This window comes from Micromonospora sp. CA-248089 (genome assembly GCF_050948515.1).
Classification (GTDB): domain Bacteria; phylum Actinomycetota; class Actinomycetes; order Mycobacteriales; family Micromonosporaceae; genus Micromonospora.
Genome location: NZ_CP192016.1, coordinates 3,076,982 through 3,090,950, shown reverse-complemented (window position 1 = coordinate 3,090,950; position 13,969 = coordinate 3,076,982). Strand labels below are relative to the sequence as shown.

The window sequence follows — 13,969 nt, the reverse complement described above, 5'->3', positions numbered from 1 at the left end:
TCCCTTTCGTCGGTGGCCAGATCCCCCCGTGCGGCGTTGCCTCTCCTTCCTCCTCCCCAGGTGTGCGGCGTTGTGGCGGCCGGGACGGGCCGCCGGGTGGTTCGGCGGCGCCGGCGGCGGGACGGGGCCGCCGGCGCCGCGGTCAGGCCGATCGGGTACGCAGCCAGACCGCGGTGTCCGGTGGCAGCCGGTCGTCGTCGAGTGGGCCGCTGGCGAGCAGCAGCTCGTTGTACGCGGGCAGCGGCACAGCCGCGCCGCCGAGGTTGACCACGCAGGTGAAGCCGGGTTCGCGGGCGAACGCGAGCACGCCGTCCGGTGCGGGCAGCCAGGTCAGCGTGCCGTCGCCGAGCGCCGGTTCGGCGCGGCGCAGCGTCAGCGCGGCCCGGTACAGCTCCAGCATCGAGTGCGGGTCGCCGGTCTGGGCGCGGACCGTGCGGTCCTTCCAGTCGGCCGGCTGCGGCAGCCACGGCGCGGCGGTCGCGCCGTCGGGGCTGAACCCGAACGGCGGGGTGTCGCCCTGCCAGGGCAGCGGCACCCGGCAGCCGTCGCGGCCCGGGTCGACCCGCCCGGACCGCTCCCACATCGGGTCCTGCCGCAGCTCGTACGGGATGTCCTCGACCTCCCACAGGCCCAGTTCCTCGCCCTGGTAGACGTAGGCGGCGCCGGGCAGCGCGAGGGACAGCAGCGCGGCGGCGCGGGCCCGGCGGGTGCCCAGTTCCAGGTCGGTGGGGATGCCCTCGCGCTTGGCGGCGAAGCTGAACCGGGTGTCGGCGCGGCCGTACCGGGTGACGTGGCGGGTGACGTCGTGGTTGGACAGCACCCAGGTGGCCGGCGCGCCGATCGGGGCGTGCGCGCTCAGCGTGCCGTCGATGCTGTCCCGCAGCGCGGTGGCGTCCCAGGCGCAGCCGAGGAAGTCGAAGTTGAACGCGGTGTGCAGCTCGTCCGGGCGCAGGTAGTTCGCGAACCGCTGCCGGTCGGGCAGCCACACCTCGCCGACCAGCGCCCGCCCGCCCGGGTAGGAGTCGGCGATGCGCCGCCACGCGCGGTACACGTCGTGCACGCCGTCCTGGTCGCGGAACGGGTGCGGCCGGTCCGGGTGGACCTCCGGCAGCGTGCCGTCCTTGACCAGCAGCCCGGCCGAGTCGATGCGGATGCCGTCCACGCCCCGCTCGAACCAGAACCGCAGGATGTCCTCGAACTCTTCGCGGACGCGGGGGTGGTCCCAGTTGAAGTCGGGTTGCTGCGGGGCGAACAGGTGCAGGTACCAGTCGCCGGGGGTGCCGTCCGGGTTGGTGGTGCGCGTCCAGGTCGGGCCGCCGAACTCGCCGGTCCAGTCGGTGGGCGGCAGGTCACCGCCCGGTCCCCGGCCGGGACGGAACCAGAACAGGTCCCGCTCCGGCGCGCCCGGCCCGCCCGCGAGCGCGGCCCGGAACCACTGGTGCGCGTCGGAGCAGTGGTTGGGCACCACGTCGACGATGCTGCGGATGCCGAGCGCGTGCGCCTCGGCGATCAGCGCCTCCACCTCGGCGAGCGTGCCGAAGACCGGGTCGATGTCACGGTAGTCGGACACGTCGTAGCCGGCGTCGGCCATCGGCGACGGGTACCAGGGGCTGAACCAGATCGCGTCGACGCCGAGCGCGGCGAGGTGATCCAGGCGGGACCGGATGCCGGCGACGTCGCCGATCCCGTCGCCGTCGCCGTCGGCGAAGCTGCGCGGGTAGACCTGGTAGATCACCGCGGAGCGCCACCACGGGCTGTTGTCGGCCATGGACACGGGCACCTGCTTTCTGCGGGTTCGGTTCTGCGGCGGCGGGCTTGTGGACGGCGGCGGCCGTGCGGCGGCGCCCGGTCAGCCCTTGAGGCCGCCGGTGGTCAGGCCGGACATGATGTTGCGCTGGAAGATCAGGAACAGCACGACGGTGGGGATCGCGGCGATCACCGACGCGGCGATGACCACGTTCATCGGGGTGCCGCCGGCGAAGGCGTAGATGCCGACGCTGACGGTCCGCGTCTCCGGGGACGGCATGACCAGCTTCGGCCAGAGGAAGTCCTTCCAGACCGCCGTCACCGCGAAGATCGCCACCACGCCGAGGATCGGCCGCGACATCGGCAGGACGATGGACCAGAGCGTGCGCAGCGGGGAGGCGCCGTCCATCACGGCGGCGGCCATCAGGTCCTCCGGGATCGAGTCGAAGAACCGTTTCAGCAGGAAGATGTTGAACGCGTTGGCCACCAGCGGCAGCCAGATCGCGAACGGCGAGTCGAGCAGGTTGACGTGCACGATCGGCAGGTCGATCACCGTGACGTACTGCGGGACGATGAGCACCATCGCCGGGATCATCAGCGTCGCCAGCATCATGCCGAGGATCAGCTTGCCCAGCACCGGGCGCAGCTTCGACAACGCGTACGCGGCGGCGGTGTCGAGGACGAGCTGGAACACCACCGCCCCGGTCGCGTAGTAGAACGTGTTGAACAGCAGCTTCGCGAGATCCAGGTTGGTCCAGGCGTCGACGTAGTTGCCCGGCTGCGGATCGCGCGGGAACAGCGTCGGCGGCGTCTGGGCGATCTCCTGGCCGGACTTCAGCGCGCCGGTGACCATCCAGTACAGCGGGCCGAGGAACACCAGCGTGAACCCGGCCACGACCGCGGAGAGCACGACCCAGTAGAGGACGCGGCCGCGACCGCGCCGCAGCTGCGCGTGCGAGATGAGGGTACGGGTGGTGGTGTCGGCGGCCATGTCCTAGTCCTGTCTCGCGGTCAGTCGCAGGTAGACGGCGGAGAACCCGGCCAGCACCACCAGCATGATCACGCCGAGCGCGGCGGCGCCGTTGAGGTCGTTCTGGAAGAACCCGTGCTGGTAGATCAGGTACGCCACCGAGGTCGCCGAGTCCTGCGTACCGGCGCCGTTGGCGAGGATCAGCGGCTCGATGAACAGCTGCATGGTGGCGACGATCTGGAGCATCGCCAGCAGCGCCAGGATCAGCCGGGTCTGCGGCACTGTGACGTGCCGGATGCGCCGCCACACCCCGGCGCCGTCGATCTCGGCGGCCTCGTACAGCTCGCCGGGGATGTTCTGCAGCGCGGCCAGGTAGATCAGCACGGCGCCGCCCATGTTCATCCAGGTCGACGCGATCACCATGGCCGGCATCGTCATCGTCGGCGACTGCATCCACTCCGACGTGGGCAGTCCCAGCGCGGTGAGGATCGCGTTGAACAGCCCCGCCTCGCTCGGGTCGTACGCGTAGAACTTGAACAGGAACAGCGCTGAGGCCGGCGGCAGCATCACCGGCAGGTAGACCAGCACCCGCAGGTAGCCCTTGGCGTGGTGCAGCTCGTTGAGCAGGATCGCCACGAAGAACGGCACCAGGTAGCCGAGCAGCAGCGCCAGGCCGGTGAAGACGAACGTGTTCTTCCAGGCGGTCCAGAAACTCGGATCGGCGATGATCCGGCTGTAGTTGTCCCAGCCGACCCAGGTGGTCTCGCCCCGGCGGGTGCGCTGGAAGCTCATCACGACGCCGCGCACCATCGGGTACCAGGAGAAGACGGCGAAGCAGACGACAGCGCCGATGAGGAACGTGTGCCCGGTGAGGTTGTCCCGGACCTTGCGGCCGAGGCCGGCGCGGCGTCCGGCGGTACGCGACGGCATCGGCGCGACGGGGCCGGTACGGCGGGTGGCGCCGGGGGCGGTGGTGAGCGCCAAGGCGACTCCTGCGGTGCTCGGGGAGGTGGGGCCGGTGCGCCGGCCCCACCTCCGGTCGGGTCAGCTCTGCGCGGCCAGCAGCTGGTTGACCTTGTCCTCGGCGGTCTTGAGCAGGGCGTCGATGTTCGCGTTCGGGTTGGTCAGCACCCCGGACATCGCGGCGTCGAGCACCGCGTAGATGGCCTGCGCGTTACGCGGCTCACCCTTGATCGGCACCGGGTTCGCCTCGAAGACCGCGAAGTTCGTGGTGTCCACGTTGGCGTTGGCCTTGCGCAGCTCCAGTTCCTGCTTCTGCGCGTCGCTGCCGCCTGCGAACAGCAGCGGCTGGGGCAGGCCGACCGGGTAGTTCTGCGGCTTGGCACGCACGTAGTCGAACTGGCCCTTGCCGGGGGTGAGCTTCTGGTAGGCGAGCCACTTCAGACCGGCCTTGACCTGCTCGGGGCTCAGGCCCTTCTTGAAGAAGTAACCCTCGCCGCCGCCGAGCGTGGCCTTGGCGGGGCCGTCCTGGCCGGGCAGCGGGCCCATCGCCCAGTCCTGGTACTTGCCCTGGAACTGGCTGACGATCGCCTGGGTAGCGTCCGGCGCGCCGATGAACATGCCGACCTTGCCGGCGCCGGCGTTGGTGAGCAGGTCACCCCACTGGAGCAGCTGCCGGGCACCCATGCTGTTGTCGCCGTACCGCATGTCCTTGAGGTTCTGCAGGACCTGCTTGCCCATCGCGTTGTTGAAGTCGGCCTTCTTGCCGTCGGCGCTGAGCACCTGGCCACCCTGGGAGTAGAGCAGCGAGGTGAAGTGCCAGCCGCCGGTGTTGCCGGCGCTGTACTCGGCGTACCCGGCGATGCCGTCGCCGAGCGCGGAGATCTTCTTGGCCGCGGCCCGCACCTCGGGCCAGGTCTTCGGCGGGTTGTTCACGTCGAGCCCGGCCCGCTGGAACAGCGCCTTGTTGTAGATCAGGCCCATCGAGTAGTTCTTCACCGGGACCGCGTAGAGCTTGCCGCCGTCGGTGAAGACCTCCTTGAGCGCGGGATCGACGCTGTCCCAGGTGGGGATCGTGTCCTTCGTGGCGTACTGGCCGATGTCCATCGCCTGGCCGGAGTCCAGCACCTGCTGCAGGTCGGTCATGTAGCCGTAGAAGACGTCGGTGACGGTGCCGCCGGCGAGACGGGCGGTGAAGTCCGGCGGGTTGTTGCACTGCTCGCCGACGCTGACGCTCTTGACGACGATGTCCGGGTTCTGCCGCTGGAACTCGGCGACGTCGTCGTTCCAGTTCTTCAGCAGTTCCTTCTGCGCGCCGACCGGCTGGCAGTCGACGGTGATGGTGACCTTGCCGCCGGCATCGCTGCTGTCGTCGCTCTTGGTGGAGCACGCCGCAAGGCTGAGCCCGAGGCCGGCCGCGAGCGCTACCGCCGCGACCTTCCGATACTGCGGTACGGACATCTGTCCATCCCTTCGGGAACGGGTGTATCCATGGCCTTCACTGATGTGCGGTGACCGCGCGGCTGCCTGTGGTGGTGGAACGGCAACCGGCGCGCGCCCTGCCTCCGGAAACCGCGCCCCGGGTCAGGTGTGAGTGGAGTCACTGTAGCGACGCCGACCGAAGCCAGCAAGATGCGAACTCAAGAACGCAAAAACACGACGGTACGACGGAAGGCAGCGCGGCGACGGCAGACTGGGCGTGGGAGCGTGGCCATGCGGGCGCGGGTCGCCGCCACCGGACCGGAGATGGCGCGGTGGACGCGGTGGGCGGGCGGAGCCCGCCGGGGGTCAGCGGCGAGGGGCGGGGGCGGTGGAGCCGCGTACCACCAGCTCGGGCTCGAACAGCAGCTCGTCGTGCAGCACGCCGGCGCCCTCGATCTGGGTCACCAGCAGGTCCACGGCGGCCTGGCCCATCGTCTCGATCGGTTGCCGCACCGTGGTCAGCGGCGGGTCGGTGCAGGTCATGAACGCCGAGTCGTCGAAGCCGACCACCGAGACGTCGGCCGGCACGGCGCAGCCCAGGCGGCGGGCGGCCCGGATGGTGCCCAGCGCCAGCACGTCGCTGGCGCAGACGATCCCGGTGGCGCCGCGCTCGATCAGTTTCGTGGCCGCGACCCGGGCGCCCTCCATAGAGAAGCTGGACCGCTCCACCAGGGACCGGTCCTCGCCCCAGCCGGCGGCCCGGACCATCGCGTCGAGCTTGCGGCGCGAGGGCACGTGGTCGGCCGGGCCGAGCACCATGCCGATCCGCTCGTGGCCGAGGGAGCGCAGGTGCCCGTACGCCTGCTCGACGGCGACCGCGTCGTCGGTGGACACCCGCGGGAAGCCCAGCTCCTCGACGCCGGCGTTGACGAGCACCACCGGCAGGCCCCGGTCGGTCAGGCGCCGGTAGTGCTCGTGGGAGGCGTCGGCGAGGGCGTACGAGCCGCCGGCGAAGATGACGCCGCTGACCTGGTGGTCGAGCAGCATCTCCACGTACCCGGACTCCGGTACGCCGCCGATGGTGCGGGCACACAGCGCCGGGGTGAAGCCGCGCTGCGCGAGCGAGCCGGTCACCACCTCGGCCAGCGCCGGGAAGATCGGGTTCTGCAGCTCCGGCAGCACCAGGCCGACCAGGCGGGCGCGCTCGCCGCGCAGCTTGCTCGGGCGCTCGTATCCGAGCACGTCGAGGGCGGTCAGCACGGCGGTCCGGGTCGCCTCGGACACGCCGCCGCGGCCGTTCAGCACCCGGCTCACGGTCGCCTCGCTGACGCCCGCCTTGCGGGCCACCTCGGTCAGGCGCTTCGTCACGGCGGCAATCGTACGTCGGATTCTTGCAAGAAATGAACAGCCGGAGCGGTCACGTCGTGCCGGGAACGGTCGCAGCTGGTCCGAAAGATACGAGCAGATTGACGCTTGAAAGGCGACAGAGCGCTGGAATAGCATGAGGAACCTTGTCGATGGCCTGCGCCGCCGGGGCCACCCGTCCCCCGAGAAAGTGGGTGCTCCGATGTCGCGGAGCGTGCCGAGGACCCTCGCGGCGGCGCTCGTCGCCGCCGCCCTGCTCGTCCCGCCCGGCGCCGCCGCGGCGAGCCCGGCGCGCGGACCGGCGCCCGTGGTGACCCGCGCCGGGCTCGGCCCCGCGCTGGTGGCCGGGCGCGGCGCGACAGTGGACTACGTCGAGCAGGAGGCCGAACACGGCCGGACCACCGGCACCGTGATCGGGCCGGACCGGTTGGCGTACACACTCGCCGGTGAGGCGTCCGGCCGCCGGGCCGTGCGCCTGCTGCCCGGCCAGTACGTCGAACTCACACTCCCCCGGCCCACGAACGCGCTGACCGTGCGCTACAGCATCCCGGACGCGCCGGGCGGCGGTGGGATCACCGCGCCGTTGCGGGTGACCGTCGGGCGCGCGCCCGCCCGCACTCTGACGCTGACCTCGCAGTACGCGTGGCTCTACAACCAGTACCCGTTCACCAACGACCCGGGCGCCGACCTGCTGCACCCGGACTGGTGGATCACCGAGTGCTCCTGCGTCCCGGCGGCCACCACGCCCGCACCGGTGATCGCCAAACCGTTCCGGCCGCACCACTTCTACGACGAGCAGCGCCTGCTGCTCGGCCGTACCCATCGGGCCGGTGAGGTGGTCCGGCTGACCGCGCCGCGCGGCACGGCCGCCGCCTGGACGGTGGTCGACCTGGTGGACGCGCACCTGGTCGCGCCGCCCCGCGTGGTCCCCCGCGCGGTGAACGCGCTGTCGTTCGGCGCCGACCCGACCGGCCGGCGGGAGTCCGCCGACGCGTTCGACCACGCGATCGCGTACGCCCGCCGGGTGGACCGCCCGCTCTACCTGCCACCGGGTACCTACCAGGTCAACCGGCACGTCGTCGTGGACGACGTGACGATCGCCGGGGCCGGGAGCTGGTACACGATCGTGCGGGGACGCGAGGCTGCCCTGGACACCCCGGCGCCCGACGGCTCGCGGCACACGGGCGTCGGCTTCTACGGCCGCGACGCCGCCGACGGCGGCAGCAGCAACGTGCACCTGTCCGGTTTCACGATCGAGGGCGACGTACGGGAGCGGATCGACACCGACCAGGTCAACGCCATCGGCGGGGCGCTCAGCCACAGCACGATCGACGGCCTCTACCTGCACCACACGAAGGTCGGCATGTGGTTCGACGGGCCGATGACCGGCCTGCGGGTCACGAACACGGTGATCGCCGACCAGATCGCCGACGGGCTGAACTTCCACACCGGCGTCACGCACTCGTCGGTGACGAACTCGGTGGTCCGCAACAGCGGCGACGACGCGCTCGCCATGTGGTCGGAGGGCACGGCGAACGCGTCGAACACGTTCGCGTACAACACCGTGCAGTCGCCGGTGCTCGCCAACGGCATCGCGCTGTACGGCGGCACCGACCTGACCGTCGCGCACAACCTGATCGCCGACCCGGTACGCGAGGGCAGCGCGATCCAGGTGGGCTCCCGGTTCGGGGCCGAGCCGTTCACCGGCCGGCTACGGATCACCGGCAACACCACGGTGCGCGCCGGCACGTACGACCTGAACTGGAACATCGGCCTCGGCGCAATCTGGTTCTACGCGCTGGACCGCAGCATCGACGCCGCGGACATCCTGGTCAGCGGCGACGCGTACCTGGACAGCACGTACAACGCGATCATGCTGGTCAGCGACTGGCCGGTGAAGGACAGCGTCCGCATCGACAACGTACGCTTCCGCGACATCCGGGTCGACGGCACCGGCACGTCGGTGGTCAGCGCGCGGACGGCGGGCGGGGCGAGCTTCGCGAACGTCGACGCCCGCCACGTGGGCGCGGTCGGTGTGAACAACTGCGGGTCGTTCCACTTCACCCCGGCCGGGTCGGAGTTCACAGTGACCGACCTCGGCGGCAACGACGGCGGGTGGCTCGCCCCGTGGCTGCTGCCGAACACCATCACCTGCGACGACCGGCCACCTGTGGTGCCGCCGCCCCCGCCCTCGCGCTGGTGACACACGACGCGACCCCCGCCGGCCGGGCCGGTGAGGGTCGCGTCCGGGTCGATCAGGCCTCGGTGAGCTGGCCGCGCAGCTTGGTCAGGGCGCGGGCGAGCAGCCGGGACACGTGCATCTGGGAGACACCGACCCGGGCGGCGATCTCGCTCTGGGTCAGGTTGCCGTAGAAGCGCAGCGTGAGGATCTTCTGCTCCCGCTCGTCGAGCGTGGCGAGCGCCGGGCCCAGGGAGGCGCGCAGGTCGGCCAGCTCGTACTCGTTGTCCTCGGTGCCGAGCGTGTCGCCCAGCTCGGTGGCGCTGTCGCCGTCGCCGATCGGAGTGGACAGCGAGACCGCGTTGTAGGCGCGGGCGCCCTCCAGGCCCTCGAGCACCTCTTCCTCGGTGACGTCGAGGTGGGCGGCGATGTCGGCGACGGTCGGCGCCCGGTTGAGCGTCTGGGTCAGCGTGCTGTTGGCCTCGGAGATGCGCAGCCGCAGCTCCTGGAGGCGGCGCGGAACCCGGATGTTCCAGGTGCGGTCGCGGAAGTGCCGCTTGATCTCACCCAGGATGGTCGGGATGGCGAAGCCGGCGAAGTCGACACCGCGCGAGGCGTCGAACCGGTCCACCGCCTTGATCAGGCCGAGCGCCGCGGTCTGCGCCAGGTCGCCGGCCGGCTCGCCGCGACCGCTGTAGCGGGCGGCCAGGTGGTTCGCCAGCGGCAGCCACGCCTCGATGACCTGGTTGCGCAGGGCGGCCCGCTGCGGGTGGTCGGCGGGCAGGGCGGCGAGCGCCGCGATCAGCTCGCTGGCGCGGGTCTCCTCACCGGTCTGCGGCGCGCGATGCACCTCGGTGGCGGTCGATGCCATGGTCATCGTGGTCATGCTGCCCTTCCTGTCCTCGGAGAACGGGTGGCCCTCCCACACCGGTCGTGCCAGCCACACTAGACCAAAGGCCACGGCCAAATCAACCGAACGGACGATGGAGATTTTGTGTCATATCCGGACATAGAGCCGGTACGGGCGTGTCAGCGAGGCAGCAGCGGCCGGTAGTCGGCGGCGGTGAGCGGCAGCGCGGACAGGCTCCCGTCCGCGCGCGGCACCTCCAGCGGCTGCCCGTCCCGGCGGAACGCCACGCTGTAGACGTCCGGCCGCTGAGTGAGGCTGCACACGATCTGCCCGAAGGCGAGCACCTCGTCGTTGCGGCCGGTCTCCTCCCCGGCCTGACGCACGTCGACGGTGGCCAGCGTGCCGGTCAGTGTCGCCCCGGCCACCGCCACCGTGCCGGGCAGCGCCGTGGCCAGCCCCTGGCGGCGCTCGCCGCCGGCCGGCCCGGCCAGCAGGTGCTGCAGGTGCGCGTCCACCCCCGGCAGTCCGTCCACCCGGCGCGTGACCACGACCAGCCCGTCGTCCCGGACGAAGCAGAACGGCTCGTCCACCCGCCCGTCCCCGTCCACCGTCGAGGACACCGCCGGCGTCGGGAACGCGCCCGGTGGCGTCTGCACCAGCCGGGGCTCGTCGTCCACCGGCACCCCGCAGCCGGCCAGCAGCACGACCGCGAGCAGGCCGGGCAGGAGCCGCCGCCGGCTCATCGCAGCGCTCCCGGCAGCTCGACGCGGAAGCGGGCGCCCGGTGCGCGGTCCAGTACGGCGGCCGTTCCGCCGTGCGCGGCGGCGTGCTGCGCCACCAGGGCGAGCCCGAGGCCGGTGCCGTCGGTGCCGGCCCGGTCGTGTGCCGCCCGCCCCCTGACGAACCGGTCGAAGATGATCTCCCGATCGGCGGGCGGCACGCCCGGCCCGCTGTCGTCGACCTCCAGCACGCCCACGCCGTCGCGCCCGGCGAGACGTACGGCGACCGGCCCGCCGCCGTACCGCTCGGCGTTCTCGAGGAGGTTCAGCAGCGTCTGGGCGAACCGGCGCCGGTCGACCCACCACAGGCGCGGGGCGTCGCCGTCGAGAGACACCAGGCTCTCCGGCAGCGACCGTTCCCGGCAGGTGGCGCGGGCCAGCTCCACCACGTCGACCGTCTCGCGGTGGGCCGGCTGCTCGGTGCGGGCCAGCTGGATGAGGTCGTCGACCAGGCGCTGGAAGCGGGTCACCTCGTCGGCGACCAGACCCGCCGCGGTGGCGGTGCGCTCGTCCTGGTGCTCCCGGCGGCGGTGGAGCACGCTCGCGGCGGCGGCCAGCGTCTGCAGCGGCGAGCGCAGCTCGTGGCTCACGTCGGCGGCGAAGCGCCGGTCCCGCTCGATGCGGTGCACCAGCTTGTCGACCATCTCGTTGAACGAGCTGGACAGGCGGGTGAGGTCGGGATCGGTGGTCGGGTCGAGCCGGGTGGCGAAGTCGCCCGCCGCGATCCGCTCCGCCGCGTCGGCGACGGCGGTGAGCGGACGCAGACTGTGCCGGGTGGCGTACCAGCCGAGCGCCGCGCCCGCTCCGGCGACCATGATCGCCACGGCGATCAGCGCCAGCCCCACCACCTGGAACGTCTCCTCGACCTCCCGCAGCGACGTCAGCTCGTAGTAGCCGAGCGCCCCGGGCAGCGGCACGCCGACCAGCAGCGCGGGCTGCCCGTCGAGCCGGATCCGCTGCACCGCGGGCTTGCCGTCGGCCACCATGCGCTGCAACTCCACCGGCACCGAGCTGGCGCCCACGTCGGCGGTACGGGCGTACCACCCGTCGGGCAGGTGCAGCAGCGGCCGGCGGGTGCTGCCGGTGTCGAGCGAGCGCAGCACGGCCACCACGTCCGGGGTGCCGGTGTCGAGGCCGGAGCGGACCACCGCGGCGTCGTAGTAGGCGGCCCGGATCGCGGTGCGCTCCCGCTCGTCGAGCAGCGAGCGCCGGGTCAGGTCGTACGAGAAGAGGGCCATCAGCGCCGACAGCAGCAACGCACCGACGGCGAACGCCGCGGTGACCCGGGCGCGCAGGCCGGGGCGGGTCATCGCTGGAGCTTGTAGCCGAGGCCGCGCAGGGTGACCAGGTGGCGCGGGTTGGCCGGGTCGGATTCGATCTTCTGGCGCAGCCGGCCCACGTGCACGTCGACGAGCCGCTCGTCACCGGTCTCGTAGCCCCAGACGCGGCTGAGCAGCTGCTGGCGCGACAGCACCCGGCCGGCGTGCTCGGCCAGCTCGCAGAGCAGCCGGAACTCGGTGCGGGTCACCGGCACCGGCCGGCCCGAGCGCCGCACCTCGCCGGCCTCCGCGCTGATCTCCAGGTCGCCGAAGAACTGGGCGGGCACCGGCCCGGCCACCGTGCGTACGCGCCGGCGCAGCGCCCGCAGCCGGGCCGACAGCTCCTTGATCGCGACCGGCTTCACCACGTAGTCGTCGGCGCCGGCCTCCAGCGCGGCGACGATGTCGTGGGTGTCGTCGCGGGCGCTGATCACCACGACCGGCACGTCGTCGTCGCGGCGCAGCTGACGGATGCAGTCGAACCCGTTCATGCCGGGCAGCATGAGGTCGACGAGCACGTAGTCCGCCGGCTTCTCCCGCTGCCGGCGCAAGCCGTCCTCCGCGGTCGGCGCGCCGTACGCGTCGTAGCCCTCCTCCTCCAGGGCGAGCTGCAGCGCGAGCCGGATGCGGTCGTCGTCCTCGATCACCAGTACGGCCGTCATATGGGCATCATGACCGGCATGCCACGGGGAGCCCAATCGCGTGGGCCGTTCGTGGTTTTTGTCATCGAACCGTCATACAACCGTCCGGGGACCTCCAAGATCCCTGCGCAGAGTGGGGTCTGACCTCGTCCCACCACGGAAGCGACCCGATGCCCGCAACCCTGCCGTCCCCGCCGGAGTCCGCCGTGCCGCACGTGCGCGTGGACATCACCGACGAGCTGGACCTCGCCGGGCTGCCCGAGGTCGCCCACGTGCTGGACCGCATCCTCGCGCTGCGGCCCCGCGAGCTGACGATCGACCTCGCCGCGTGCCGGCATGTGGACGCCGCCGCCGTCGCGCTGCTGCTGGACGTGCACCGCCGGCTCGCGCGGCAGGGCGGCGTGCTCACGCTGAGCAATCCGCACCCGCGCATCCGGCGGATCCTGGAGACCTCCGGGCTGGGCGCCGTACCCGTCGTCGACACGCCCCGTCCGGCCGCGCGCGGCCGGGCCCGGGTCGCGTCCGAATCACGCTGAGGAGGAGTGGTGACCGGCAGCACGCTCGTCGGAGCGCTCGTGGTGGGCCTGGCAGTCGGCGGCCTGGGACGGCTCGTCCTGCCGGGGCGCAAGGCTGTCCCGGTCTGGCTGACACTCGCACTCGGTGTGGCGGCCGCGCTGCTGGGCGCGATCGTGGTCGGGCTGGTGGACCGGCGCACCGACGGATCGCCGGTGCTGCCGCTGGTGGTGCAGTCCGGTTTCGCCGCCGTGGCGGTCGTGCTGGCGGTGGTCGCCGCGGGCCGGCCGGAGGCGGAGGGTCAGACGCCGCCCGCGCCGGGCGGCCGGCGGAAGGAGGAGGTGTGACTGTCGTACCAGCGGAGCACCTGATGATGCTCATCTGCGACGGCTGCGGCGACAGCGTCACCGGTACCGGCGCCACGCTTCCCGACGCCGAGGTGGTGTGGACGCTGGTGTTCGAGCACGACTGGGTCGGTTCCCCGTTCGCGTCCGGCCCGCACCACTGCCCCCGCTGCAGCACCCGGGCGGCCATCGCCGACGACGGCCTGGGCCTGGACGACCTGGAACAGGTGGCGGGCACCCCGGCGGCGCACGACGTGGACCCGTCCGCGGCGGTACGCCGGGCCCTCGCCGAGCGCTCCCTGCGCGACGGGATGGAGCTGGTCGACCTGTCCGGGCTCGAGGTGATCGACTCCGCCGGGCTCAGCCTGCTGGTGCGCGCGCACCAGGACGCCCGGCGCGACGGCCGGCGGCTGGGCCTGGTGTCGCCGTCGCGGTTCGTGCTCACCGTGCTGCACACCATGCGGCTCGACGGCGTCTTCACCGTCGTCGACGGCCGCGCCCCGGCGCCGGGGCCCGCGTCCCGGCGACCGGTCCTGACCGAACAGAAGGAGCCCTCCCCGTGGTGATGCCCTGGCCGTACCCCGAGTTCCCCTTCACCGGCGGCGGGCCGGAGCCCGACGACGCCGACACCCGGCTCGCGTCGCTTGTCGCGCAGCGGCTCAGCGCCGACTGGACCACCCGGCGGCAGCAGATCACCGTGACCGTGCAGAACCGGGTGGTCATCCTGGCCGGCCTGGTGGCCGACCCGCAGACGCGCCTGGTCGCCGCCGAGCTGGCCTGGGACGTACCGGGCGTGTTCGACGTGTGCAACGCGCTGCGGCTCTACGGCGGGCGGCGCGGCGGCCGCTGAGCCGCGACTGTTGCACGCATCGGCGTCCACC

At 72.4% G+C, this 13,969-nt stretch carries 14 protein-coding genes; 5 read left to right on the top strand and 9 right to left on the bottom strand.

Annotated features, from left to right (window positions below):
• Nucleotides 1-142: 142 nt before the first annotated feature.
• The 5 genes from ACQP26_RS14715 to ACQP26_RS14695 all read right to left on the bottom strand — a co-directional run bounded on the left by ACQP26_RS14715 (nt 143) and on the right by ACQP26_RS14695 (nt 6,466).
• The gene (locus ACQP26_RS14715) at nt 143-1,768 is read right to left on the bottom strand and encodes a glycoside hydrolase family 13 protein (protein WP_433496142.1); all 1,626 of its coding nucleotides are present in this window, start codon (nt 1,766-1,768) and stop codon (nt 143-145) included.
• Nucleotides 1,769-1,849: 81 nt separating this feature from the next.
• Nucleotides 1,850-2,737 carry a carbohydrate ABC transporter permease gene (locus ACQP26_RS14710; RefSeq protein WP_433495973.1) on the bottom strand — a complete coding sequence of 296 codons (888 nt, stop codon included), beginning with the start codon at nt 2,735-2,737 and terminating at the stop codon, nt 1,850-1,852.
• Between the two features lie 3 nt (nt 2,738-2,740).
• Nucleotides 2,741-3,700: a carbohydrate ABC transporter permease gene (locus ACQP26_RS14705; protein WP_433495972.1), complete on the bottom strand. Its 960-nt coding sequence runs from the start codon at nt 3,698-3,700 to the stop codon at nt 2,741-2,743.
• A 60-nt stretch (nt 3,701-3,760) separates the two neighbouring features.
• A complete protein-coding gene (locus ACQP26_RS14700) occupies nt 3,761-5,137 on the bottom strand; it encodes an ABC transporter substrate-binding protein (RefSeq protein ID WP_269706405.1) in 1,377 nt (458 codons plus the stop codon).
• A gap of 327 nt (nt 5,138-5,464) precedes the next feature.
• Complete coding sequence (locus tag ACQP26_RS14695; RefSeq protein WP_194801556.1) at nt 5,465-6,466, bottom strand: LacI family DNA-binding transcriptional regulator; 1,002 nt, start codon at nt 6,464-6,466, stop codon at nt 5,465-5,467.
• A 199-nt stretch (nt 6,467-6,665) separates the two neighbouring features.
• On the opposite strand from ACQP26_RS14695, the gene ACQP26_RS14690 reads away from it, so the two are divergent.
• A complete protein-coding gene (locus tag ACQP26_RS14690) occupies nt 6,666-8,666 on the top strand; it encodes a glycosyl hydrolase family 28-related protein (protein ID WP_433495971.1) in 2,001 nt (666 codons plus the stop codon).
• A 52-nt stretch (nt 8,667-8,718) separates the two neighbouring features.
• Here the strand turns inward: ACQP26_RS14690 and ACQP26_RS14685 are convergent, their stop codons facing one another.
• From ACQP26_RS14685 to ACQP26_RS14670, 4 genes are all read right to left on the bottom strand, one after another.
• Nucleotides 8,719-9,528 (bottom strand): SigB/SigF/SigG family RNA polymerase sigma factor, encoded by an 810-nt coding sequence (locus ACQP26_RS14685; RefSeq protein WP_281577980.1) that lies wholly within the window; start codon nt 9,526-9,528, stop codon nt 8,719-8,721.
• 143 nt (nt 9,529-9,671) lie between these two features.
• The gene (locus ACQP26_RS14680) at nt 9,672-10,235 is read right to left on the bottom strand and encodes a GerMN domain-containing protein (protein WP_433495970.1); all 564 of its coding nucleotides are present in this window, start codon (nt 10,233-10,235) and stop codon (nt 9,672-9,674) included.
• Complete coding sequence (locus ACQP26_RS14675; RefSeq protein ID WP_281577982.1) at nt 10,232-11,581, bottom strand: sensor histidine kinase; 1,350 nt, start codon at nt 11,579-11,581, stop codon at nt 10,232-10,234. Before ACQP26_RS14675 ends, ACQP26_RS14680 begins: the two co-directional genes overlap by 4 nt.
• On the bottom strand, nt 11,578-12,252 hold the full coding sequence (locus ACQP26_RS14670; protein ID WP_269706411.1) for a response regulator transcription factor: 675 nt from the start codon (nt 12,250-12,252) through the stop codon (nt 11,578-11,580). The genes ACQP26_RS14675 and ACQP26_RS14670 overlap by 4 nt, the downstream gene beginning before the upstream one ends.
• Nucleotides 12,253-12,401: 149 nt before the next feature.
• Between ACQP26_RS14670 and ACQP26_RS14665 the strand changes: the two genes are divergently transcribed.
• From ACQP26_RS14665 to ACQP26_RS14650, 4 genes are read left to right on the top strand one after another with little or no spacing between them, the layout of a single operon-like run.
• Complete coding sequence (locus ACQP26_RS14665; RefSeq protein WP_269706412.1) at nt 12,402-12,767, top strand: STAS domain-containing protein; 366 nt, start codon at nt 12,402-12,404, stop codon at nt 12,765-12,767.
• A gap of 9 nt (nt 12,768-12,776) precedes the next feature.
• Nucleotides 12,777-13,091 (top strand): hypothetical protein, encoded by a 315-nt coding sequence (locus tag ACQP26_RS14660; RefSeq protein WP_269706413.1) that lies wholly within the window; start codon nt 12,777-12,779, stop codon nt 13,089-13,091.
• A complete protein-coding gene (locus ACQP26_RS14655) occupies nt 13,088-13,654 on the top strand; it encodes an STAS domain-containing protein (protein WP_281577983.1) in 567 nt (188 codons plus the stop codon). Before ACQP26_RS14660 ends, ACQP26_RS14655 begins: the two co-directional genes overlap by 4 nt.
• Nucleotides 13,648-13,938, top strand: coding sequence for a BON domain-containing protein (locus ACQP26_RS14650; protein WP_433495969.1), 291 nt, complete (start codon nt 13,648-13,650; stop codon nt 13,936-13,938). Before ACQP26_RS14655 ends, ACQP26_RS14650 begins: the two co-directional genes overlap by 7 nt.
• The last annotated feature ends 31 nt before the right edge of the window (nt 13,939-13,969 follow it).

Excerpts from the sequence above, each read along its gene's own strand:
- ACQP26_RS14715 (WP_433496142.1), bottom strand. The coding sequence starts at position 1,768 with ATGGCCGACAACAGCCCGTGGTGGCGCTCCGCGGTGATCTACCAGGTC.
- ACQP26_RS14710 (WP_433495973.1), bottom strand. The coding sequence starts at position 2,737 with ATGGCCGCCGACACCACCACCCGTACCCTCATCTCGCACGCGCAGCTG.
- ACQP26_RS14700 (WP_269706405.1), bottom strand. The coding sequence starts at position 5,137 with ATGTCCGTACCGCAGTATCGGAAGGTCGCGGCGGTAGCGCTCGCGGCC.
- ACQP26_RS14690 (WP_433495971.1), top strand. The coding sequence starts at position 6,666 with ATGTCGCGGAGCGTGCCGAGGACCCTCGCGGCGGCGCTCGTCGCCGCC.
- ACQP26_RS14685 (WP_281577980.1), bottom strand. The coding sequence starts at position 9,528 with ATGACCACGATGACCATGGCATCGACCGCCACCGAGGTGCATCGCGCG.
- ACQP26_RS14680 (WP_433495970.1), bottom strand. The coding sequence starts at position 10,235 with ATGAGCCGGCGGCGGCTCCTGCCCGGCCTGCTCGCGGTCGTGCTGCTG.
- ACQP26_RS14675 (WP_281577982.1), bottom strand. The coding sequence starts at position 11,581 with ATGACCCGCCCCGGCCTGCGCGCCCGGGTCACCGCGGCGTTCGCCGTC.
- ACQP26_RS14670 (WP_269706411.1), bottom strand. The coding sequence starts at position 12,252 with ATGACGGCCGTACTGGTGATCGAGGACGACGACCGCATCCGGCTCGCG.
- ACQP26_RS14665 (WP_269706412.1), top strand. The coding sequence starts at position 12,402 with ATGCCCGCAACCCTGCCGTCCCCGCCGGAGTCCGCCGTGCCGCACGTG.